General features: G+C 31.5%; 22 protein-coding genes. 13 read left to right on the top strand and 9 right to left on the bottom strand.

Annotated features, from left to right (window positions below):
- Positions 1-77 precede the first annotated feature (77 nt).
- Genes VLB80_01135 through VLB80_01150 form a run of 4 tightly spaced genes read right to left on the bottom strand, consistent with a single transcriptional unit; the run spans position 78 to position 3,251 of the window.
- A complete protein-coding gene (locus VLB80_01135) occupies positions 78-1,370 on the bottom strand; it encodes a hypothetical protein (protein HSC24804.1) in 1,293 nt (430 codons plus the stop codon).
- Positions 1,371-1,392: 22 nt separating this feature from the next.
- Positions 1,393-2,175: a TonB C-terminal domain-containing protein gene (locus VLB80_01140; protein ID HSC24805.1), complete on the bottom strand. Its 783-nt coding sequence runs from the start codon at positions 2,173-2,175 to the stop codon at positions 1,393-1,395.
- Positions 2,123-2,557, bottom strand: coding sequence for a biopolymer transporter ExbD (locus VLB80_01145; GenBank protein HSC24806.1), 435 nt, complete (start codon positions 2,555-2,557; stop codon positions 2,123-2,125). The genes VLB80_01140 and VLB80_01145 overlap by 53 nt, the downstream gene beginning before the upstream one ends.
- A 13-nt stretch (positions 2,558-2,570) precedes the next feature.
- Positions 2,571-3,251 (bottom strand): MotA/TolQ/ExbB proton channel family protein, encoded by a 681-nt coding sequence (locus tag VLB80_01150; GenBank protein ID HSC24807.1) that lies wholly within the window; start codon positions 3,249-3,251, stop codon positions 2,571-2,573.
- A 151-nt stretch (positions 3,252-3,402) separates the two neighbouring features.
- On the opposite strand from VLB80_01150, the gene VLB80_01155 reads away from it, so the two are divergent.
- The 3 genes from VLB80_01155 (at position 3,403) to VLB80_01165 (ending at position 5,790) form a co-directional block, all read left to right on the top strand.
- Positions 3,403-3,768 carry a cupin domain-containing protein gene (locus VLB80_01155; protein HSC24808.1) on the top strand — a complete coding sequence of 122 codons (366 nt, stop codon included), beginning with the start codon at positions 3,403-3,405 and terminating at the stop codon, positions 3,766-3,768.
- A gap of 63 nt (positions 3,769-3,831) precedes the next feature.
- Positions 3,832-4,341, top strand: coding sequence for a mismatch-specific DNA-glycosylase (locus VLB80_01160; protein ID HSC24809.1), 510 nt, complete (start codon positions 3,832-3,834; stop codon positions 4,339-4,341).
- Between the two features lie 69 nt (positions 4,342-4,410).
- The gene (locus VLB80_01165) at positions 4,411-5,790 is read left to right on the top strand and encodes a hypothetical protein (GenBank protein ID HSC24810.1); all 1,380 of its coding nucleotides are present in this window, start codon (positions 4,411-4,413) and stop codon (positions 5,788-5,790) included.
- Here the strand turns inward: VLB80_01165 and VLB80_01170 are convergent.
- Positions 5,787-7,589: a cytochrome c biogenesis protein DipZ gene (locus tag VLB80_01170; GenBank protein ID HSC24811.1), complete on the bottom strand. Its 1,803-nt coding sequence runs from the start codon at positions 7,587-7,589 to the stop codon at positions 5,787-5,789. The genes VLB80_01165 and VLB80_01170 overlap by 4 nt on opposite strands.
- Positions 7,590-7,779: 190 nt before the next feature.
- Here VLB80_01170 and mnmA point away from each other — a divergent pair, with 190 nt between their 5' ends.
- From mnmA to VLB80_01205, 7 genes are all read left to right on the top strand, one after another.
- Positions 7,780-8,844, top strand: a complete 1,065-nt coding sequence (mnmA, locus tag VLB80_01175) for a tRNA 2-thiouridine(34) synthase MnmA (GenBank protein ID HSC24812.1) — start codon at positions 7,780-7,782, stop codon at positions 8,842-8,844.
- Positions 8,845-8,917: 73 nt separating this feature from the next.
- Positions 8,918-9,577 (top strand): CDP-alcohol phosphatidyltransferase family protein, encoded by a 660-nt coding sequence (locus tag VLB80_01180; protein ID HSC24813.1) that lies wholly within the window; start codon positions 8,918-8,920, stop codon positions 9,575-9,577.
- Entirely contained in the window at positions 9,574-9,960 is a 387-nt protein-coding gene (locus tag VLB80_01185) for a hypothetical protein (protein HSC24814.1), read from the top strand. Before VLB80_01180 ends, VLB80_01185 begins: the two co-directional genes overlap by 4 nt.
- A 95-nt stretch (positions 9,961-10,055) precedes the next feature.
- Positions 10,056-11,891 carry a hypothetical protein gene (locus VLB80_01190; GenBank protein ID HSC24815.1) on the top strand — a complete coding sequence of 612 codons (1,836 nt, stop codon included), beginning with the start codon at positions 10,056-10,058 and terminating at the stop codon, positions 11,889-11,891.
- Between the two features lie 128 nt (positions 11,892-12,019).
- The gene (locus tag VLB80_01195) at positions 12,020-13,588 is read left to right on the top strand and encodes a hypothetical protein (GenBank protein HSC24816.1); all 1,569 of its coding nucleotides are present in this window, start codon (positions 12,020-12,022) and stop codon (positions 13,586-13,588) included.
- Between the two features lie 90 nt (positions 13,589-13,678).
- A complete protein-coding gene (gene ssb, locus VLB80_01200) occupies positions 13,679-14,227 on the top strand; it encodes a single-stranded DNA-binding protein (GenBank protein HSC24817.1) in 549 nt (182 codons plus the stop codon).
- Between the two features lie 150 nt (positions 14,228-14,377).
- Positions 14,378-14,830, top strand: coding sequence for a hypothetical protein (locus VLB80_01205; protein ID HSC24818.1), 453 nt, complete (start codon positions 14,378-14,380; stop codon positions 14,828-14,830).
- Between the two features lie 48 nt (positions 14,831-14,878).
- On the opposite strand, the gene VLB80_01210 is transcribed toward VLB80_01205, so the two are convergent.
- Positions 14,879-16,144 (bottom strand): hypothetical protein, encoded by a 1,266-nt coding sequence (locus VLB80_01210; protein ID HSC24819.1) that lies wholly within the window; start codon positions 16,142-16,144, stop codon positions 14,879-14,881.
- Positions 16,145-16,296: 152 nt separating this feature from the next.
- On the opposite strand from VLB80_01210, the gene VLB80_01215 reads away from it, so the two are divergent.
- Complete coding sequence (locus VLB80_01215; protein ID HSC24820.1) at positions 16,297-16,848, top strand: nucleotide exchange factor GrpE; 552 nt, start codon at positions 16,297-16,299, stop codon at positions 16,846-16,848.
- Between the two features lie 242 nt (positions 16,849-17,090).
- Here VLB80_01215 and VLB80_01220 read toward each other — a convergent pair whose 3' ends face one another.
- The 3 genes from VLB80_01220 to ychF all read right to left on the bottom strand — a co-directional run bounded on the left by VLB80_01220 (position 17,091) and on the right by ychF (position 19,259).
- Positions 17,091-17,714 carry a PP2C family protein-serine/threonine phosphatase gene (locus VLB80_01220; GenBank protein HSC24821.1) on the bottom strand — a complete coding sequence of 208 codons (624 nt, stop codon included), beginning with the start codon at positions 17,712-17,714 and terminating at the stop codon, positions 17,091-17,093.
- 10 nt (positions 17,715-17,724) lie between these two features.
- Positions 17,725-17,997 carry a PP2C family serine/threonine-protein phosphatase gene (locus VLB80_01225; GenBank protein HSC24822.1) on the bottom strand — a complete coding sequence of 91 codons (273 nt, stop codon included), beginning with the start codon at positions 17,995-17,997 and terminating at the stop codon, positions 17,725-17,727.
- Positions 17,998-18,152: 155 nt separating this feature from the next.
- A complete protein-coding gene (gene ychF, locus VLB80_01230) occupies positions 18,153-19,259 on the bottom strand; it encodes a redox-regulated ATPase YchF (GenBank protein ID HSC24823.1) in 1,107 nt (368 codons plus the stop codon).
- A gap of 189 nt (positions 19,260-19,448) precedes the next feature.
- On the opposite strand from ychF, the gene VLB80_01235 reads away from it, so the two are divergent.
- The gene (locus tag VLB80_01235; GenBank protein HSC24824.1) at positions 19,449-19,700 is read left to right on the top strand and encodes a hypothetical protein; all 252 of its coding nucleotides are present in this window, start codon (positions 19,449-19,451) and stop codon (positions 19,698-19,700) included.
- 110 nt (positions 19,701-19,810) lie between these two features.
- Positions 19,811-21,424, top strand: a complete 1,614-nt coding sequence (locus VLB80_01240; protein HSC24825.1) for a vanadium-dependent haloperoxidase — start codon at positions 19,811-19,813, stop codon at positions 21,422-21,424.
- Positions 21,425-21,439 lie beyond the last annotated feature (15 nt).

A 21,439-nucleotide genomic window follows, 5' to 3' on the forward strand; every position in this document is an offset into this window, starting at 1 on the left:
ACATACTATATTGTAAAAATACCATTTTTAACCATTTTATTATACCATCATTGTGAATTTTGTCGATTTTAAATTTTTTAAGTTACTACAGGAAATTTCGTATAAATGGGTCCCCAGTGAGGGTAACTGCATTGTTCGTGTTCACCTGTTATATATTTTGTTTTATTAGTTAATAAATTAAGTGAAGCTAAACGACTTGTTTTATTAGGAACCTCATGTGCAAATAAAATCTGTGTGCCATCGGGTGACCAACTTGCTTCATGTTTATTTCCGTTTGTTGAAGTTATTTGCACATGTTCTTTTGTCGCACAATTATATATCATAATTTGCATAGTTCTCTGTATCATTTTATGATAAACAATTTTATTAGTTTTTAAACAATAATTTGGTGATGTACAATAACCTCCTTTGGTAATTCGTTGAATATGTCCAGTTTTAAGGTTAGCAATATAAATTTGTGGATTACCTGTTTGAAAATCTGAACAAAAACATAATCGATCTTCATCGAGAAAGATGGGAGAAGTATTATTTCCACTGTTTTTAGTGCATCGTTTCAAAATATTATTTTCTTGTAAATAAATTTGGCAACTTCCATTTCCTCGTGATGAGCAATAAGCAGATTTTCCATTAGGTGAAAAAGTCATAAGCATGTTAATACCATCAAAACTAGATATAATATCGTTTTTTTTATTCATAGTGCTTGATATAAGGCGAACGTTAGTATCGGCATATTCGGAATAATAAACACAGGGTTTTGTTATATGCCAACGCGGCGCAACAGTAATGGTAGAAGTGTCAACAAGAAGTTCTTCATGGGAACCATCAAAATCAGCTACGTAAATTTTTCTTACCGTAAGTCCTTTATTATTATTATTCACATCTTTGCAATATACTAATCGTGAAGAAAAAAAACCATCATTAGCGGTGAGTGTTTTATATAACTCGTCAGCAACAGCATGCGCACAGGATCGCGCTATATTTCCATTTTTTTTATATTTTTTTCCCTGAATCATAGTACATTGCATCGTTTCATATAATCTCCATTCAATATTTTCAGAAGAATCTATATTGATACATAATACTATCGGAGTACCGATAGCACCATAATGAAGGATCTTTTTTCGCAGTTCTTTTTTTGATAGTTGCTCAGAAATTTCTTGTATGTTTAATTTGAATTGATCAGTAAACTCTAAATCTTTTTTGATAGTTATTGCTACATCTTTTAGTTCATTATTATTGTTATTGAGCATTAAAATTGCAATTTGCATGTGTGTGGGTTGTGCATTTGACACCATAAGGGTTATTTCTTCTGGTAGCGTGCATATCGTAATAAGTAGTAATAATACTATACATAAATTTTTTATTTTCATTTCCATTTACTCATTGCGTAATTTATTGTTTAAAATTTATTATAATTGATTTTCCATATGTCCATGGTGGCATTTTCATTGAAAAAAGTGCTTGACGTGCCGAAATATCATACATCATTACTCCAGATGCCTTGGTTATTTTTAAATTTTCTATTACGCCACGCTTATTAACAAAAAAAGATATATCGCAGGAACATTCTGCCGATACGCCAAATGGTGGTTTCCATTGTTGTACCAATTCTTTTTGTAATTGTGCATTACAACGCAACGCTTCAGCTTCACGATAATTATAGGATATTTGCGCATCTTTAGGAATTATTTGTTTAATTGTTTGTTGTATATCAAGAGCTTGAGCGATAGGTGTTTTTGCTACTACAGGTTTTTTTGGGATCTCTTTTTTTAGTTCGGTATTTGTTGTATTACTATTTTGTTTATTATGAGTAATCGGTAATGGTTCTACTATTTTTTTTTGTTCGACATTTGCAATAGTCGTTGGTTTTTGTATGTTTACTACTTTATTGAGTGCATTTGTTAAAGTTTTTGTTTGCATTATTTTTGGTTTTGGTGACGATGTTTTATTTGTACTATTTTTAGTGTGTGTTGTTTGTAGAGATGTGCCACATGGTACAAATATAATTGGTGCAGAATAATCTAATTTTTTATGTAGTGAAATTGTGTAGTGATGATCACGGTACATGCAAAATAACAAAAATAAAAAAATAAAATGTGAAAAAAAGCAGATGCTAAAAAGTTTAGCCCAAAGAAGATGTCGTTTTTGAATGTTTTTGTGTTGCCAGAGCCACATATTTTATACCACCAATATATTTAATGTCATCAACTAATTCAATCACTGTTCCGTAAGAAATTTCTGTATCAGCTTTTACATATACTGTTTTTTCGTGATCATCACCGATTATTTTTTTTAGGTGCGCAATAAGATCAATTTTTGCAGTTTTTATATTGTTGATATAAAACTCACTATTTTTATCAATAAATATAATGAGTTCATTTTGCTGGCTGGAAGCATTTTCTTGTGTGTTTCCACGTGGCAATGTTACCTTAATAGCGTTTTGTAATATTGGCGTTGCGATCATAAAAATAATTAGTAATGTTAAAGCCGTATCAATCAATGGCGTCATCGAAAGATCAGTTAAGCTATTTTTTTGTCGAGTTAATCGTCTATTCATGCGACGCATTTTATTACCTTTCTCGAAGTTGATGCATAATAAATATTACTCGATCGGCTAGTAGGATAAGGCTATGCTCAAGTGAACGTGTTTTAGTATGTAGATAATTAAACATAATAAGAGCTGGAATGGCAATAATTAGTCCCGCCAGCGTGGTAATGAGTGCCTCTGCAATACCAGGAGCAATCGTTGTAATATCTGCAACTTGTGTTTCGCTAATACGCATAAAAGAATGCACAAGGCCCCATACCGTACCAAAAAGGCCAAGCAAGGGTGCAACAGCAGCACTTGATGATAATAATGTAAGATATTCTTCATTATGTAGTAGTATTGTTTCAACTGAATTTTCGATATTTCTTTCTAAAAGTTCCCATTCATTATCCGTAATTTGTTGATTAAGATTACCATGCATTATTTCTTTTAAAAATAATATATTTTTAAAAATAAAATAATGAGGAGTTGAAACTTGTTCTCTTGTAGTAATTTCAATAAGATCAGTAATATTTTTTGCCATTTCAACTTTTTTATTTATTTTTTTAAATTGACGTTCTTTGATGCATAACAATGCAAGCTTACCGATAAAAACGGTCCAACAAAGTACAGACATAAGAAATAATATGAGCAATACAATTTTGCTAATTGAATCTGCTTGGCACACTAATTGCCAGAGAGAATTTCCAGAAAAAATATTCATTATAATCCTTAATTACTAGGTAGTGATTGCTTGCATCTTAAAAAGTGATTTGAGCTTAACAAAAGTTTTTTGATTTTAAAAATAAATTTATATCTCTTATTGATATTTTTACTGGAGCTAGACTAAAGTGTAATAAAAAAAAGGAACATAGATGAAAATAGAAACAAAAGAATTTTTTAATAAAAATATTTTTGATATCACCTTACAAAATACATTATATAGAAAAGAAATTGTTACAGGATTACATAGCCAAGTTGTAATCATGTGTATTCCTGAAGGTCAAGATATCGGAGAAGAAATTCATTCAGTAGATCAGATACTAGTCTTTGTAGAAGGTTCTGGGCAGGCTATTATAAATGATATTGTTTCGGATGTTGAATATGGCCACTTAGTATTTGTCCCTTCTGGTACAAAACATAATTTCAAAAATATTGGCTCCGGGGATCTTAAGTTGTTTACTATATATGCTCCTGCTGAAGAAAAAATTGGAACTATTGAAAAAAAGAAAAATGAATAATAAAATCATTAAAAATTCATATAAAAAAAGTATATCGACTTGATAGATGATAAGTAAAAAAATATGATAAAATATCAAGTTGGTTATGGTTTGAAAATTTTATTTATAGGAGTTAATCCTCATCCCGGTTCAGATAGACGCGGAGTTCCTTTTTCTAATAATAAAATGTTTTGGTATCTTCTTCATGCAGCAGGACTTTTGACCGAGCCGCGTGAAATATTACAAGATGAAGCGCAACTAAAAAAACTTTATCTGCAATCATTTAAAAAAAAATATCATTTTGGTTTATTAAATGTTGTAGATAGACCATCACGAATGGCATCGGAACTTAAAAGAGTAGAAGCTATTCCGGGACGAAAACGTTTGTTGTCAGTTATTAAAAAATATAAACCTCAAGTGGTTTGTTTTGTTGGGAAAATAACATATAGTTTATTCGCTGATAAAATCAAAGTTTCTTATGGTTGGCAATCCGATATTTTTTTATCAAAAATATATGTAATGCATTCGCCAAATCATGGTTTTGCACGCGTAAGAATTAAAGAACTTAAAGAGATCAATGAAATATTAATTTAAAAAATATTAATTAGATATATAATTGTAAAGAAGAATTATTTGTTATCTATGAAATAATTATTAATACACATGATATACGTCGTAAATAAATTAATCTTTATTGTTAAGAAAATAGTACTATTTTTGTTAATCGCTATAGTTACCAACAATGTTCAAATGGTGAATGGTGCATTACAACCTTGTGTGCAAGAACAAATAGTGACCTTTAAAAGTTTACATGGATTTCCTTGTATTAGCTTATATCAATCAAAAAAATGGTGGAAAGCACTGTCTAATAACCACCAGCAAGAAGTACAACAAGCTATAAAAAACACTAACGATGAACGTTTATTAGCACTATTTAATGTGGCCATTTTATTACCACAAGAATTACAAAAAAAAATTGCATTGGAATTATTAGATCAAAACAAAGAAGAAGTGGAAAAGTTTTTGAAGATACCTATTTCAATAGATTATTCCTATTCAAATGCCTTTAAAATAGCTGCAGATAACATTTATTTCAATAGATTATGTAAAAATAATTCCAATTTTACGTCAGAAAATATCCTTATATTATTAGAAGAAATTCCTACTGTTAATACATGGTTAAGTGATTTAATTCAGTCAAGATATAATTCACCAGGTGATGATTATTCTCTTTTTACAGGTGATTATTATTCTCTTTTTATTAGAAATAGAACAATAAATAATCCGAATGTGATTGCTACTAAAACTTCATTAATGGCTATAGATAAAATTGCTAAAAAATTTCAAAACTCCTTTCAGCAAGACATGAACATAAACTACCAATTTTATAAAAAATTTACATTGAATAATATAATAAAAGAATTTAGTAAATCTCAATTTAGTGCGTTACCCTTACTTTTGGCGCCTTTTATATCAAAGTTAATTTTCGAAGAAAAATGCTGGTTTGCGTCGATTGATCAGAATATAGTTAATTCAAATTTAATACTAGAAAAACAAAATAAACAATTTGAATTATTAAATATATTTTTAAAAAATGAGTATATAAAAACAGGCGATACAAATTTTAATTTTAAATTTTCCCTTTTAGATCAAGCAGATCCAGTGAAATGGTGGCCGACTCCTTTTTTTTATATAGTAAATCCTTTAATATATTTGAGTGGTAGCATGTTATCTTCTATTAGTATTTTATCTATCAAAGAAGTGCTAGATTCACTTAATAGTGGTAATGAACGTGATCGAGATACCGTTACTGCTATTTTTTTATTCTTGGGAAGTGCTTCTTGCGGCATAGGAAAATGTATGTTTTTTTGTTTTCCCTCATTGGCAAAAAATCCTCTTGTTTCTATTGGTTGCATAACGGGATTGTATGTATTTGTTTGTCTGATATATAATATAATTACTATGCGATGTATTAAAACAAAAGGGATTCAATTAGAAGAACTTTCTGGTTTACTTAAACGCACAGATATTGTAATTGTTTAGCTTTTATTTAATTCATTTTCTCCGCCAAATGTAAATACGTATGCAATAATTCCTTGCGGGCATTGTAATGTAAGTGTATGACGTCCATAATCATTTTTTAAATCAAGTAATTCATACATACGAGGTTGGTGTACAAGGATTTTTCCCTCACTGTTCATATCCTTAGTGTAATAGTTATGTGGAATAGGTTTATCATCAAGCAACAGTGTTATAAGCTGCGGTTTATCTGATTTCATAACAAGATACACATGCGTAGCCATAAAATTCAAAGATAGTTCGTTGGTATTATTGTCACTATGTATACAGTCACTCCTTACGGTCCATTGGCCGCTAAGACTAACTTGATCAGCATCAAGGTCTTTTGTTGAGGTGTAATAGGTAGATTTATTTTGCTGTATGTGCAATGAGGAATGATATTTATCGCCACGTTCAAAGCCAAGATACGTTTCAGGAGTAAGCGGTTTAGTAGATGCGCATTCTTCTGTTTTTTGGCATGGTGGTAAATTAAGTAAGGCGCGTAGTGCATCTTCCATTTCTACATAATTACCTTCGCCAAAATGTGTTTTAACAATTATACCCTGTTGATTAATTAAGTAGTGCGCTGGCCAGTAGAGGTTATTATAGGCGCGCCATGTTTGATAGTCATTATCAAGTGCCACGGGATAGGTTATATTAAATCGTTTAACTGCATCTTGTACATGCGATTCATCTTTTTCGAAGGCAAACTCCGGCGTATGGACACCAATTATTTCTAATCCTTTATCCTTGTAGCTGGTATACCATTCGGTAATATGTGGTAACGTACGAATACAATTGATACAGGTATATGTCCAAAAATCAACAAGAACAACTTTGCCTTTAAGTTGAGCAAGTGTTAATGGTTCTGAGTTGATCCAGGCTGTAATACCAACAAATTCTGGTGCAATCATTCCAGATGATGTTTCACTTGATAGATGAAGCATGTTTAATTCCTTCTGTAAACGATCGTTATTTTCGATAGAAATATTTGGAAAAAAATGTGCAATTTTTTCTTGAATAAAAGTATCAACATGCATAATAATTGCTACTGCGCTGACAATAATAATTATACCAAATACTTGTCGAATGATATGTGTATAGGGAATTAAGCTAGTTGTTGATTGCATTATTTTTGTTCCACCAAAGCAAAGAATAAGCATTGGTAATGCTGCACCAATACTATATACGCACGTTAGCAGAATAGTAGTTAAAGTAATACCGCTTGTTGCGGCAATGCTGGTAATTGTGGCTAAAATAGGTCCGGCGCAGGGAGTCCAAATTAAACCTAATGCTATACCTAATAATAGACCGCTAATAAATTCTGTTTTTATGAATGTTGATTGGTGTTCTATCACATTTCCGATCCGTGATATGCGATTAGTGATGATAATAAACGCATTTTCAAGTGCTGGAATAATCATAGTTAGGCCAAAAAATATAATAATACTCAGTGCGATATAGCGAAAAATATTAGGTGATATACCGGTGGCTTGAATGATTGCTGTTAACGTTAGCGTAAAGAATGAAAAACTAATAATAACGCCGGTAATAATACCAAGTGGTTTGTAGTAATTGTGCTGCATGCTTGCTGCAAGTAAAATTGGTGCGATAGAAAGAATACAAGGGGATAATATTGTTATAAATCCTGCAAAAAAAGCGAATAGTAGTAACAAAATCATTGTTAATTCCTTTGTAGGTAAAATGAATGGTACATAAAGTATCTCATGCCGCATAAAGTAATCGAAAGAGTTTTGTACAGATGCAGTTTTTTTCTTTGTCATGTATTTGCACTTATCCAATGGGCAGTATCGCTTTGGCTTATATCATTGAACTGTTATTATCAATCTGAAATTCAAGTAAAAGATATACCTTATTATTTAAATAATAGCTGGATTGTCATTAAATAATTCCAGTTTTCTGTTATACTAATAAAAAATATCTCTGGTGAATATTTAAAAGGTTTATACAAAGATGAAAGTTGCAGTTCTTGTTTCTGGAGGCGTTGATAGCTCAGTTGCACTTCAATTGCTTAAAAACCAAGGTCATGATGTTACCGCTTTTTATCTTAAAATTTGGTTAGAAGATGAGTTGGCATATCTTGGCGAGTGTCCATGGGAAGATGATTTATTGTTTGTCAAAAAAGTTTGTCAGCAACTTGATGTACCCCTTGAGATTGTTTCATTGCAGAAAGAATACAAGGATGAAGTTGTAGCTTACACTATTGCTGAGGTTAAGGCGGGTCGTACCCCAAATCCCGATATTTTATGCAATCAGCGGATTAAATTTGGTCTTTTTCTAGATAAAATTGATGAAAGTTTTGTTAAAGTTGCTTCTGGTCATTATGCTCAGGTTAGAGAAAAAGATGGCATTGTTGAGTTATTTCAATCACCAGATGTTGTTAAAGATCAAACTTATTTTTTGTCTCATTTAAACCAAAAGCAGCTTAAACGCGTAATGTTTCCTATTGGGCATCTGCAGAAAAGTGAATTGCGCGCGCTGGCTCATCAGTTTGATTTGCCCAATAAAGATCGTAAAGATAGTCAGGGAATCTGTTTTTTGGGTAAATTTAAATTTAGTGACTTTATTAGACATCATCTTGGTACGCAATCTGGATTAATGATTGAATATGAAACAGGTAAAATTATGAGTAAGCATGATGGCTTTTGGTTTTATACGATTGGTCAGCGACAAGGGCTTGGGTTGGGTGGTGGTCCTTGGTATGTTGTTGCAAAAGATATACTACAAAACATCATTTTTATTTCTCGTAATTATTATGATGTTGAAAAAAAGCGAAATTCATTTTTTATAGAGCAATTTCATTGGATTTCTGGAATACAAAGTGAAAAAGAAATATTGTCAGTCAAATTGCGTCATGGTGTCCATCGGTATCAATCAGTTATAAAATATATTTCTGAGAATAAAGCCCTCGTGAAACTTTCTGATCGTGATCAAGGAATTGCTAGTGGTCAATATGCAGTATTCTATGAAGAGGATATTTGTCTTGGCAGTGGAGTAATTTCTTCCACATTTACATAATTTTAATCAATAGAGCGTGTTAAATGAATGTTCTTATGCTATAATTATCTTAAGTTATATCATTGTATTACTAATGACGTTAAGCAAGCGTCGCTATATAGCATTCATGAAAAAGATTAATCTTACTAAATTTACGTTGCATATATTTAAACATCTTCCTGATGCGGAAAAGCGTATTACTATTCCCACGCTTTTTACCGTTTTACGGATGCTTTTAGTGCCAGTTATTGTTGGTACTATGATTTTTGGTTGGTGGGGCAGTGCATTTTTTTTCTTTGTTTTTGCCTGTTTTACGGATGTTATTGATGGGCTTTTGGCTCGTTTATTAAATGAAAAAACATTTCTTGGTGCATGTTTAGATCCTATAGCTGATAAATTACTTTTATTGGCATGTTTTTTTACATTAGCATTTGTTTCTACCCCATTGCTTTTGATACCACGATGGTTTGTATTTTTTGTAGTAAGCAAGGAGTTGATACAAATAATAGGAGCGTCTATTATTTATTACTTTCGTGGACATTTAAATGTTCAGCCAACAGTTTTAGGAAAAATAACGACATGTATCCAAATGATTTTTATTATGTGGCTTTTTGCATGTTATTTTTTTTGTTGGATACCAATGAAGACTTATTATACCATGCTGGGTGTTTTAATATTTTTTATTAGTGCAGCATTTGGTCAGTATACATGTATTGGATTGCGCATGCTTATTAATGAAGGTTATCAAAAATGAAAAAAATGTTTATTGCAGGTATCGTTGTTATTTGTGTTTCTCTTATTTATACAATAGAGCAAGATTTTATTAAACCAAAAATAAAAAAATATTTTTCTGAACAACAATGTATAGAGCTTAATGCTGATATTATTGTTGTAAGTACAGATATAACTGGTCTTTTGGCAGACATATCAAAGGCAATTTTTTTAATAACAAGAAATTCTTTGAAAAAGGTTAATGCATATGTTGATGGCGAAAAAAACATATTAGATAAAACGGAAAGAACAGAGTTATATGAAAAAAATAAAAAATTATTACATCAATTAAAATGTTGTAATGATGAACTACAAAAGATACAGATACTTCTAAAGCCGCATGAAGTAATGTTTCAATCTGAATAAGATCGAAAAGATGTAGTAATTTATTTTTCTGGTATAATTACATATAGAGTTAATAGGTAATATCTATTTTTATTGGGAAATTACGGAGGAAGTTGTTGTCTTTTAAATTGTTATCTTTATTCTTTTTAATTTTTTATAGTAGCAATATATGGGCTGAAGAAAGTGTTTTTTTAAACTCTGCACAGACGCATATTATTAAGATGGTTTCTCAAAAATTGATGTATAAACCTATCTTGGAATTTAAGCAAGCGGTTATTAGGTATGTCAAAAACGCTGATATACGTTGTTTGCAAGGATCGCACTGTAATATCAATGACCATAATGTAACATATAAAAAAGAGTTATATTTTCTTTTCAAAAATTATGACAAATTTTCTATATTAACATTGCTTTCCCGAACACGTTCTGCTCATCAATCAATGGTTACCTATGAATCTGACGCTAATTCTGATGAATATAAAAAATATGAACAAATATCGAGTGCTCTTTTACTAATATGCGCTCAGGTTATTTGTGATGATGTACGCAATCAACTTTTAAATATTTTATATGAAATTGATAATAGAATTATTTATTGGTCGTATCAAAAGAATCATCCAATAACTTATTTTTTTAGAAAACCACCTATTAAATGGCTTAAGGGTAAACCTCAAGAAAAAGAAGTTTTATCTAATATAAATCGATTAGAGCGTAAGCAAAGAGAATTATATACTAAGTTAGGTTTATTGACTGAACATCTACATATATTTGCTGAAGGGGACCTTTCTTATGATCATTGTTATATGTGGTTGGAAAAATTTCTTAGATTGTTATCATGCATTAAAGAGAAATCTATTTATGGGCATAACGATATACAATTTGAATATATTGCAGCTACATTAGAATCAAAAATTAAATATAGTGATATTTTAAAAAAAGATTTTTTTACCGCAACTATTTCTAGTAAAAAACCAAATCATTTTACTCGTAACTGGATAATATATATGACAATGGTGGCATTAACCAACTATGTAATGCATTATCATGCAGCCAATCCAGATGTGCTGCCAGAATCCTTTCACACAACAGTTAATTTTATCTTCGTAATAGGGCATAGCGTGATAGTTGATCCAATGACGGATTTATATCAGGTTTTTTTTGGAAGAGATTCACGTAGTTCAGTTGAAGAAATTGAAAATCGCGTTATTGATATAGAAAGATTGGCTAATTCTATTGAGGCAAACGTTGCCGAGGCAACGCAGCAAAGCGCTCAATCTTTACGAGAATATGCTGAAGATCTATTGGAAAAAAGATTGCAACATATGAAGATTGATAATGCTGAAGATATTATGAAAGATGTAAAAAAAAATAACTTTGAAAGTTTTAATGCATTATGTGAAAATACATCATTTTGGTACTATGACAATCGCCTTGATCAAGAAGAAGTGCGTATTCTCTTAGGATTAGATAATTTATTTAAAATATTACAGGAATACCCAGATCTTATTGATAAAAAAATTCTTCCTTTGGTTAAGGCAATAGGGTTATTGATTTCTGATAGTGGAAAAATTATAGGTGCATTTGTTAAAAATAATTTTTGGACAGCAAAGCTTGCTGCATTCACCCCATTAGCTGCAGCATGTATTAGTGTTGTGAGGACATATAAATGGGCTACTACGCGTAATTATTCGCCAATTCGCATTGCGCTTGCTGAAGTTAATTCTTTATTGATAGAATCAGCCGAACAGATTGATGATCATGATTATGGAAAATTAGTATATTTGATTTTTAAATTAAGAAATAAATCTTCTTCTTTGAAGGATTCTTTGTCTCATGAATTCTTAATTGATGTAGTAAAACTTGAATCAAAACAATACTCCGTGCAAAAAAAGCGCGGTATTATTGAAAATATGTTTAATAAATATACATTTTTGGGGCGAGTTATTTCATAATTGTTTTTTTTAATAATAAAAAACGACGAGATGTATATTAGTCTTTTTCAGCATAATGTAGATTGCGATATAATTAGTTCGTTATAATTATAGATAAAGAAAGATTTCATAAGGAAAAAGGAAAATTAGTGAAATTATATATAAACAGAGCAATAATTATTTTATGTATATTTATTGGTTGTCGAAGTTATAGTGCGGCAAGTTTATTAAAAAATTTTACTTTACGATTAAAAAGTTCTGAACAGCAATTAACTGTTAAAACAGTATCACAGGCGATTATAACGGTACAAAACATCATTAACGATCTTCCTGTGGGTGACGTGGCATCTAGAGAAGAATATGAAAAGAAAAAAAGTTATATATTAACAAAATGTGCATATATTTTATATGATAATGCATATATACAATTATTAGAGGCGTTGCGAGAAATTGATAATCGTCTCATATATTGGCAGTACCAAAAAGATCATCAACTGAAATATTTTTTTACTAAAAATCCGCTTAAATGGTTTATGGGCGCACCTCAAAGTGAAGAGATAGAAAATAATCTTCAGAAATTAGAGAGTTATCAGGGAGAACTATTTGCTCTTGTGGGATTGCTTGCATTGCAAGGTAATGTTTTTGAAGAAGAACACAAAAATGTTTTTATACATGATGATAAAAAATGTTACGAATGGATAGATGCTCTGTTAAACACATTAATACGAATATCAACAACGACGGATAAAAAAACAGATGATAAGCCATTGTTTCTTATACGAGCTAATCAGTTATTATTAAAACTTAAAAAAGTGGATCAATTTAAAGATGATCTTTTGCTGGAAGTTAACGAGACTAAAATTCCTGCGCGTTTTGAACAAAATTGGCTCAAATATGGAGCATTGATGCTAGCGCTTGGCTATGGATATAATTCTTTCGATCAGTTGAAAACATCTTTGGGTTCTGCAAAGAGTAATTTTGGTTTTTATATCATAAATCCAGTAAAAAACATTGTAGAAGATGTATTTGGGGGACGACAAGCGGGTGAAGATAGTGTATTGTTACGTACTCGTGCAACAATATTAGAATTAACTAAGGATTTCGTAGTTGACATGAGTAAAAAATATGGCATTGATAAGGGTAGTAAGAATAAAATTCTTAAAGGCTTAGAGGATAATGATTATACAGAATATCTGAAGTTTTTAGCCTTTATAGAAGGTAAAGAACAACCACTTTATAATTTCTTAGCTAAACCGACAGATCTTCTTAATTCTGGTCGTGGAACCATGAAATTTTTCGAATTACTTATATTAAGTGGTGCTGTAGGTCAAGAAAAACAGTTTGCGGGGGTGGCAAAACTCTTGCTTCTTATGCCGGCGACTTTTATTGGGGGGTTAATGTACGGTGGTTACCAAAAAATTACTACAAAAGATTATAGTGCGCTACGAATCGCCTTAGTTAATATAAGCTCTCTTTTTCTTGATCAAACAAAGCCGCTTGATAATGAGCATCATGGCAAAATGCTTTATTTAATATATAATTTGAAAAAACAAGCGCAGGCAGTTTTGCCAACACAGGATAATATTCAACGTAATTTTATTCAAGATCTTGAAAAAATTAAATCCCAGGAATTAGATGTTGCAGCAAAACGTAGAATAATTGATGATATGTTTAAAAAGTATTCATTTTTGGGTTTGATAAAAAAAAATAGTGCTTAGCAAAAGCTATTTTTCTGTTATTATCAAATAGAACGACATTATAAAATATATTATTTATTATACATCTTAGGGTGAGTGAAAGGATTAAAAATGGCGGCATTTAATCGTGTGATTATGGTTGGTAATTTAACAAGAGATCCTGAATATCGCAATATTGCATCAGGACAAGCGGTATGTCGTCTCGGATTGGCTACTAATCGACAGTTTAAAAATAAACAAACAGGCAGCTTAGTGCAAGAAGTATGTTATATCGATGTAGATGTTTGGGGTGCTCAAGCGGAAAGTTGTCGTCAATATTTGCAAAAGGGTCGACCTGTTTTGGTTGAAGGTCGTCTTAAGTTGGATTCATGGGATGATGCAACGGGGCAAAAACGCAACAAACATTCAATTGTTGCTGAGCGTGTTGTATTTTTATCTAATGGCGTTTCAGCAGAAACCTCATTTGGATCATCTATAATAGATGATGCTGAAATACAACTTAATCCGAACAATGCAGTTGAGCGTGATTTGCTTGCTCAATTAGAAAAAGCTCAAACACGTATTAAATCAACAAAAACTATGAAAACATCAGAAGCTCCTTCGACTGGTGAAATTGATTTTCAAGATGAGCCTCCTTTTGAAGAAAATTTGCCTTTTTAAATAAAATAATTATTGATTATTAATACTCTGTTAATAAATAACAGGGTATTTTCTATTAAATATTAAATTCTAATTGAATATCTATTGACAAATATGTCTGATTCTTGTAACAATTTACATAAAAGGATGATGGTTATAAGAAAGAACGTAATGAAAAAGAAATTTAAAAATTTTTACATTCGTTTAGTAACGATCGGCTTTTTTATTATCTTATTTACATCATCATGCACTAAGACATACCAAATGAATTTTTTATTTGATTATATTTTTCCAATGACCTGGTATCAAAAAGGATTAGAATCATCAATGCATGTATGGCAAGCTTTAGCTAACGTTTTTGATAGTAGCAGCGATGAGCTGCTATTATCTTTTGATAGCATGTTGGGACGATTGGCTTTTACTCAATTTTGTATTAATCGTATGTATCAAGAAGATATATCGTGTATTTCAGGAGATAAAACATATTTTATTGCTGTTTTAGATAAGGTTAAACAATTGCTTGCGCTAGTTGTTATTACCCCAAAAACGCAAGATTTTCTTTTATGTGCTGATGATATGATTCAATCAATGCAAAAAAAGATTGCTAGTACTATAAAAAAATAAAATATTTTTATAGATGATTAATGATAAAATTTATATTGTTGAGAGATATTATAAATACCAGCTAATATCAAGGCCATAGCTACCGCCAGCGCAATTGGTGTTAAAGGTTCTCTTTCCTGCTACTTGAAGATTATAAAAAAGACCAATACGATTACCAACAGTATCATTTTCTTGGGTAAAATCATATTCGAGGGCAAAATTAAACGTATGCATATTCCATCCAGCAAGCATTGAGTCTGAATTAATTATTGTACGATTGAATTCGATAGGACTATTTTGCGTTAGATGCTCCCTTTGTTGTGAAGCGAATGAATAAGCAATTGTACATGATACACCATGACCAACATGGTCTGCTTTGCAATAAATGCCTGAATTGATAAGTGGTCCTTTGTGTACAGAAACATTACCAGATGCAAGTTTGATAAGCCCGCTTTGTGAGGTATCTGTTTTGAGATGCATTAATCGATTGCTTTTAATAAAAAAAAGTGAATTAAGATATGCACCAACAGTTACCCATTCATAGCAGCCAACTGACAACATGACACAGAGGGGAAATCCCCAGTGGCCATTGTATCCTGTTGGTAACGAAAAAAGTTTGCTTTCTATCTTTTTCTTTCCTGTAGGAGCAAGAAATCCTAACATAGCAGTTATATCTATAAAATCTATTATAGTGGTTTCTTGATAGTTATGTGTCCAACCCATCCATGATGTCAAATCACCTACCCCTATGCTTGTAGTTGGGGATATATCTAATTGATAATGAATTAAAAGAGGGTTAATGTTTTGCAGTAAAGCTTGCCATTCATAATTGTTTTTATTTGGTAATATATGATCATTAGGTGAAAGATCAGTAATGTTTATAGAGTCTATTTTTAATTTTCTAACTGGTAGATGAGAAAAAAAAAATAGTCCTTTGGAAAAGTTTTGTGCAAAAGAGAGATTTGCTTCCAATATACTGAATGATCCATCAATTGAAATTTTTCCAAAATTGGTTCTTTTTGGCAACTTTGCCACTTCGGTAAGTAAAAAATCATAATAATTATTAGGTTTTGAATAAGAAGTATTAGTAATTAGCTCTACTAGTGATTGTGTGCCATAAATATCCAATAAAGGTACAATATCATTATTGGATGAGCGACCTTTACTTGATGATCCTCCTGAAAGAGTTGCATAAAATGTGCTGAGAAAATCATGTTCTAGTCTTGGCTCCAGAAACATATTAGTAGCACGATAGAAATGCGGATTATCAATAGAATTAAGAGAAGCTGAATGTGTTATAATTATTGTTATTATGTAAATAATGCGATGTTTCATAGGATTCTTTCTTTCAAATGTATTTTATTTAATTATAAAAAATTTATTATGAAAAGGAAAATATGTGGCTGTATTTGCTCGATTATGATCATATGGTATACTTAATAGAAGTATTATTTTAGGGAAAATTATAGTTTAAAGGGGTTTTTATTATGAATGATAATGATAAGTTTAAGAAATTTTTTGGTTTTGGCGATAATAACAGTGCAAGTAACGCAATGGATACTGAACTAGAGCCCACTATAAGTGAAAAAGAACAATTGGAAAAATCGCAAATAGCTATTGCAGAATGGACTGAAAAATATTTATCTTTAACCGCAGATTTTCAAAATTATAAAAAAAGAATCCTGCAAGAAAAGGATGATTGGGTTTATAATGCACAAAAACTTGTATTTACAGACATTTTAGCAATTATTGATAATTTTGAACGTGCTCTTGAGCAGGAAAAAAAACGTGAAACGGTTGAAGGGGTTGCATGGCTTACAGGTTTTGAAATGATTTATCAATCACTTGAAAAGCTCCTTGATAAATTTGGTGTACAAGAAATCACTGACTTTTCTGTATTTAATCCGAAGTATCATGAAGCGCTTGTTCAAGTAGAATCAGATAAGCATGTATCTGGTGATATTGTTCAAGTTTTGCAAAAGGGATATATAATGCATGATAAAGTAATTCGTCCCGCTACAGTGAGTGTTGCAAAGTAAAAACAGGGGCTTAAAAAGCCCCGAATAAAATATATCTATATTTTTATACTTCTATGATAAAGTAAAAAATTAATGTGTAATCATCTGTAAATTATTATTAAACCATTCTACAGGTGTTTTTTTATATCCAAGCATTTTTTTTGTGATATATCGTTTATTTAAATTTTCATCAAATCAAATGGTTGTACTTCATATTAGAATTTTCCGTTGCAATATTTGTTATATTATTGGTGTCATGTATATTACTTGCTCCAAATCCAATTCCATAGTTTTTTTATTATAGAATGTGATTCAATACTATTGATTTCATTCCAGCTGAATTTAATCAAACAGACTGTTATATTATCACTACTACCTTTTTTTATTGCTATGTTTTGAATTTTTATTGCTACATCTTCCATAATATTTATTGAAGGAGCTATGGATATGTTATTTTTTAATTCCTTTTTAATAATATCTATTACTTGTTCATTGCTCATTACATCCCATAATCCATCAGAGGCTATAATTAAAAAATGATTTTCAGGCGTTAATTGTATTGCTGCATATTCTGGAATTGCTATAATTTGCCCTTTAGCGTTTATTTTACAAGGTTTATCTCCAATTGATCGTGATATTGCTAAGCCATTAATACGCCAAACACCATGTTTATAAATAGTACCACCAGCCTTAGAGATTCGTTGTAATTCTTTTGGACTATCAGGTTTATGGTCTTGTGTAGCGAAAGCAAGCTTACCATTGCTCTCTAGTACGGCACGTGAGTCTCCTGTCCAGGCACAATGTAATTTATTGTTATCATCTATGTACACAACAACAGCTGTTGAGCCATCATTAAAATGTTTAAGCGCATATTTTTCTGCTTGCAAAAATGCACATTCAAAAGCATTTTTTTTTATTGGTTTCGTTTTTCAAGCATTCACCGAAATAGCGGTGTAAATTAGTTGCCAAAAAGGAAGAGACTTTGTCGCCACCATGTCCATCATATATAGCAAAAAATTGTCCATTATTAATGGCACTATTAGTAAATCTATCTTCTTGATAATCGCGTTGGTTTTGATGTGTTGATATGCCATAATTAATGGTAAGTTTTGTTATAGTATTTTGTGAAACCAATAATGATAATAAAAAGACATATAATTGTATTTTCATTTTCAATCCTTGATTATATTTTTTTATTATTCGACTATTGATTATATTATAATAGTAATACATATTAATAGGGTTTGGCAATAGTCTCATTGAACCTAACCAAATCGTTGTGCTAAATTTCCTAATATTCGATGTAAAAGAAATATTTTTGATATCTATACATTAAAACGTATGTGTACGATGTCACCATCTTGAACCAGATAATTTTGGCCTTCAATTCGTAATTTTCCTGCTATTTTGATGGCAGGTTCCGTTTTTAGGGCAATTAAGTCGTTGCAGCTAAATGTTTCTGAGCAGATAAATCCACGTTCTATATCAGAGTGTATTTCACCGCCAGCTTGGCGAATTGTTGTGCCTTTTTTTACTGGCCATGCATGAATTTCTTTGGGACCGCAGGTGAAAAATGTTATGAGACCAAGGTTGTCATATGTTTTTTTTATAATAGTATCAAGGCTAGGCTCAGTAATGCCCATCATATTCATAAATTCTTGGCAATCAGGAGAATCCATTTGGGTGAGTTCATATTCAACACGTGCGCTGATAGGTATAACATAATTTAAACCAAAATGGCTAATAACTGCTTGGTAATACTTATTGTTTAAGTATTGTTTATTTTCCAATTCTTTTTCGGCGATATTTGCAATAATCAGAAAGTTTTTAGTACTTAAAAGTGATACTGTTGAAACAGGTGATTTTTGTACTAATTCTTTTGTTGTTGTTGCATCGCCTTTTTCAAGACTTGCGCGTGCGCTTTTTAGCAGATTCATTTCATCATTAAGACTTTTTTCTTCTGCACCTGTAAGTTTTCCTTTTTGTAGTTTTTCTACTTTTGGAATTCTTTTATCAATTGATTCGATATCTTTGAGCATGAGCTCTGCCATTATGATATCAAAGTCACCTATAGGATCAATTTCTGTTGATCTGATAATGCTTGGATCTTCAAAGCAACGCAGTACATGTAAAATCAGATCAACTTCGCGGATGTTGCTTAAGAATTGGTTTCCAAGCCCTTCTCCTGTTGCAGCCCCTTTGACAAGTCCAGCAATATCAACAAAGGTCACCGTTGCTGGAATAATCTTATTAGAGTTATAAAGTTTTTTGAGTTGTTCTAGGCGTATGTCAGGTACTTCAGTGATGGCAATATGAGGATCTATTGTGCAAAAAGGATAATTTTCCATGGGAATACTTGATTTAGTTAGTGCATTAAATAATGTTGATTTTCCAACATTAGGAAGTCCAACAAGGCCGGCTTTAATACTCATGAATAACTTTCATATGTTAGCTATTAAAAAAATAGATTAAGTTTATTGTATTGTTTAGTGTGCGTTAAAAAGGCTTTTAAAGCAATTTTTTTAATGGCGTATATTTTTTTATTGCACAATAAAATACAGCATGTTAATAATGTAAAATAAGTTTATATATAGTTTACATTACTAAGGAGTGCTTTCATTATGCAACATTCACCAATGATGAAAATGCTGGGTATGGCAACATGGGCAATCACAGGACTTGCATCAATTAATATGCTGACTGGTTTGTATGGATATGACGTTTTTGATTGGTTAATGATTACAATGCCAGGAGCTGTTGTGCCTCTTGTATGGATTGTTGGTTTGTCTGGTGTAATAAGTTTAGCCATGCTGATTAAAGTTTCATGTATGTGTTGTCCTGGATGTGGTTCATGTCCTTGTACTTGTCAGTAAACAGTAAATTTATGCGTTTTTGCGTATAAAGTACATAGTTGTTGTATAAAAAAGCCTAGTCCTTTTATCTGGGCTTTTTTTTATATAGAGAAAGTTAAGGGAGTTGCATTATGAAATTTTTACCAATAATATTTTTTATGACACTTGTTTTGCCGAACGTATATCTTGGTGCTAATCAGCATGGTTTTTGGAATAAATCAGATCTTTTTAAACGTAAAAATCATGCAAAAAAATTACGTATTGCTACTGCCGTTAGACAAAAACATGCGACAAAAATAGTTAATCAAAATACAAATGGTGATTTGCAGCGATATAAAGATAAACGAGGGTCTTATTCAAAAGCACTTTTTCATCAACCGAATGGAATGGTAAATAATCATTCTTTTGAAAGTATGATAAAGGCTCTTAAATCAGCTAAATCAAATAATTTTGATACTATTGTTTTGGGAGGTGTTCGTCATTTGCAAGATCCGCAAGCTGCATATGCGTATGCGCTTGAAGGTGCAGATGCTGCTGCTTATACTATAAAAAAAGCTCCTAAACTTACGTCTGCGCAAGCAGCATCTGAAATGGTCGAATTGTATTGGGGAGTACTACTGCGTGATATTCCTTTTAATCAATATGCTACTGATTTAACAGCAGTTGCTGCAATTGCTAATCTAAATGCATTATCGCATTTTCAAGGACCTCGAATAAATGGTGCAGTGACATCGCAAACATTATGGCGTGGTGCCACTGCAGGTGATCTTGTTGGCCCGTATATTTCACAATTTTTGTATCAAGCAATTCCTGATCATGGAAAAAAAGTAGAACAGCTTTATTATCCCTATTTATCCGGGACATTGCATAATTTTTTAACAGCGGTTTCAGATTTTCTTTTAGTTCAGAATGGAGGTGTGACAGGCAAAATTAATGATTTTCAAGCATCGCCAAATTATATTTTTACCGGTCGTGATTTAGGTACCTATGTACATAAAGATTATTCAACAGAAGCTTGGATTAACGCAGCACTTATTTTGCTTAGTTATGGCACCGCAGCGCTTGATGAAAATAATCCTTATAAAGCAAACATGACTCAAGATGGATTTGTAACGTATGGTCAGGCTAAAGTGATTGAATTAATTAATATTGCAGCGGCTGCTGCTCTCAAGGCGACATGGTATCAAAAATGGTTGGTACATTTACGTTTACGTCCAGAATCATTTGGTTTTTTAGTGCAACGTCAACTAATTGATGGTAGGGATTCTGAGATATCCAATGCTCTTATTAATTCACCAGTTTTGCCGATTATATTTGGGTTATATGGCACTTATTTATTGCCACAAATGTATCCAGAAGGTAGTCCGAATCATCCATCATATCCAGCTGGACATGCTGCTATTGCAGGTGCATGCGCGACGATTTTGAAAGCTTTTTTTAATGAAAACTTTGTTATTCCAAATCCTGTACAACCAAATGTGACGAATACGGGATTTGATCCGTATGAAGAGGCACTATATGTTGGTGATGAGTTAAATAAACTTGCATCAAATATTGGCATGGGTAGAGATTTTGCAGGTGTTCATTATCGTTCTGATTGTTTTGAAGGAATGAAGCTTGGAGAAAAGATTGCGCTTTCAGTGTTGGTTGATGAAGGATATACAAATAATGAAAAATTTAAAGGTTATATAGTTACTAAATTTAATGGAAAAACAATAACAGTTGGTGCAAAAGTTTTCGTTTAAAAAGGATGTTATTTT

The sequence above is a fragment of the Candidatus Babeliales bacterium genome, from assembly GCA_035455925.1.
Taxonomy (GTDB): domain Bacteria; phylum Babelota; class Babeliae; order Babelales; family Vermiphilaceae; genus SOIL31.

What these genes read in the sequence shown, in the direction of transcription:
- VLB80_01135 (HSC24804.1), bottom strand. Translation starts at nt 1,370, where the DNA reads ATGAAAATAAAAAATTTATGTATAGTATTATTACTACTTATTACGATA.
- VLB80_01140 (HSC24805.1), bottom strand. Translation starts at nt 2,175, where the DNA reads ATGTGGCTCTGGCAACACAAAAACATTCAAAAACGACATCTTCTTTGG.
- VLB80_01145 (HSC24806.1), bottom strand. Translation starts at nt 2,557, where the DNA reads ATGAATAGACGATTAACTCGACAAAAAAATAGCTTAACTGATCTTTCG.
- VLB80_01150 (HSC24807.1), bottom strand. Translation starts at nt 3,251, where the DNA reads ATGAATATTTTTTCTGGAAATTCTCTCTGGCAATTAGTGTGCCAAGCA.
- VLB80_01155 (HSC24808.1), top strand. Translation starts at nt 3,403, where the DNA reads ATGAAAATAGAAACAAAAGAATTTTTTAATAAAAATATTTTTGATATC.
- VLB80_01160 (HSC24809.1), top strand. Translation starts at nt 3,832, where the DNA reads ATGATAAAATATCAAGTTGGTTATGGTTTGAAAATTTTATTTATAGGA.
- VLB80_01165 (HSC24810.1), top strand. Translation starts at nt 4,411, where the DNA reads ATGATATACGTCGTAAATAAATTAATCTTTATTGTTAAGAAAATAGTA.
- VLB80_01170 (HSC24811.1), bottom strand. Translation starts at nt 7,589, where the DNA reads ATGACAAAGAAAAAAACTGCATCTGTACAAAACTCTTTCGATTACTTT.
- mnmA (HSC24812.1), top strand. Translation starts at nt 7,780, where the DNA reads ATGAAAGTTGCAGTTCTTGTTTCTGGAGGCGTTGATAGCTCAGTTGCA.
- VLB80_01180 (HSC24813.1), top strand. Translation starts at nt 8,918, where the DNA reads ATGACGTTAAGCAAGCGTCGCTATATAGCATTCATGAAAAAGATTAAT.
- VLB80_01185 (HSC24814.1), top strand. Translation starts at nt 9,574, where the DNA reads ATGAAAAAAATGTTTATTGCAGGTATCGTTGTTATTTGTGTTTCTCTT.
- ssb (HSC24817.1), top strand. Translation starts at nt 13,679, where the DNA reads ATGGCGGCATTTAATCGTGTGATTATGGTTGGTAATTTAACAAGAGAT.
- VLB80_01205 (HSC24818.1), top strand. Translation starts at nt 14,378, where the DNA reads ATGAAAAAGAAATTTAAAAATTTTTACATTCGTTTAGTAACGATCGGC.
- VLB80_01210 (HSC24819.1), bottom strand. Translation starts at nt 16,144, where the DNA reads ATGAAACATCGCATTATTTACATAATAACAATAATTATAACACATTCA.
- VLB80_01215 (HSC24820.1), top strand. Translation starts at nt 16,297, where the DNA reads ATGAATGATAATGATAAGTTTAAGAAATTTTTTGGTTTTGGCGATAAT.
- VLB80_01225 (HSC24822.1), bottom strand. Translation starts at nt 17,997, where the DNA reads ATGAAAATACAATTATATGTCTTTTTATTATCATTATTGGTTTCACAA.
- ychF (HSC24823.1), bottom strand. Translation starts at nt 19,259, where the DNA reads ATGAGTATTAAAGCCGGCCTTGTTGGACTTCCTAATGTTGGAAAATCA.
- VLB80_01235 (HSC24824.1), top strand. Translation starts at nt 19,449, where the DNA reads ATGCAACATTCACCAATGATGAAAATGCTGGGTATGGCAACATGGGCA.
- VLB80_01240 (HSC24825.1), top strand. Translation starts at nt 19,811, where the DNA reads ATGAAATTTTTACCAATAATATTTTTTATGACACTTGTTTTGCCGAAC.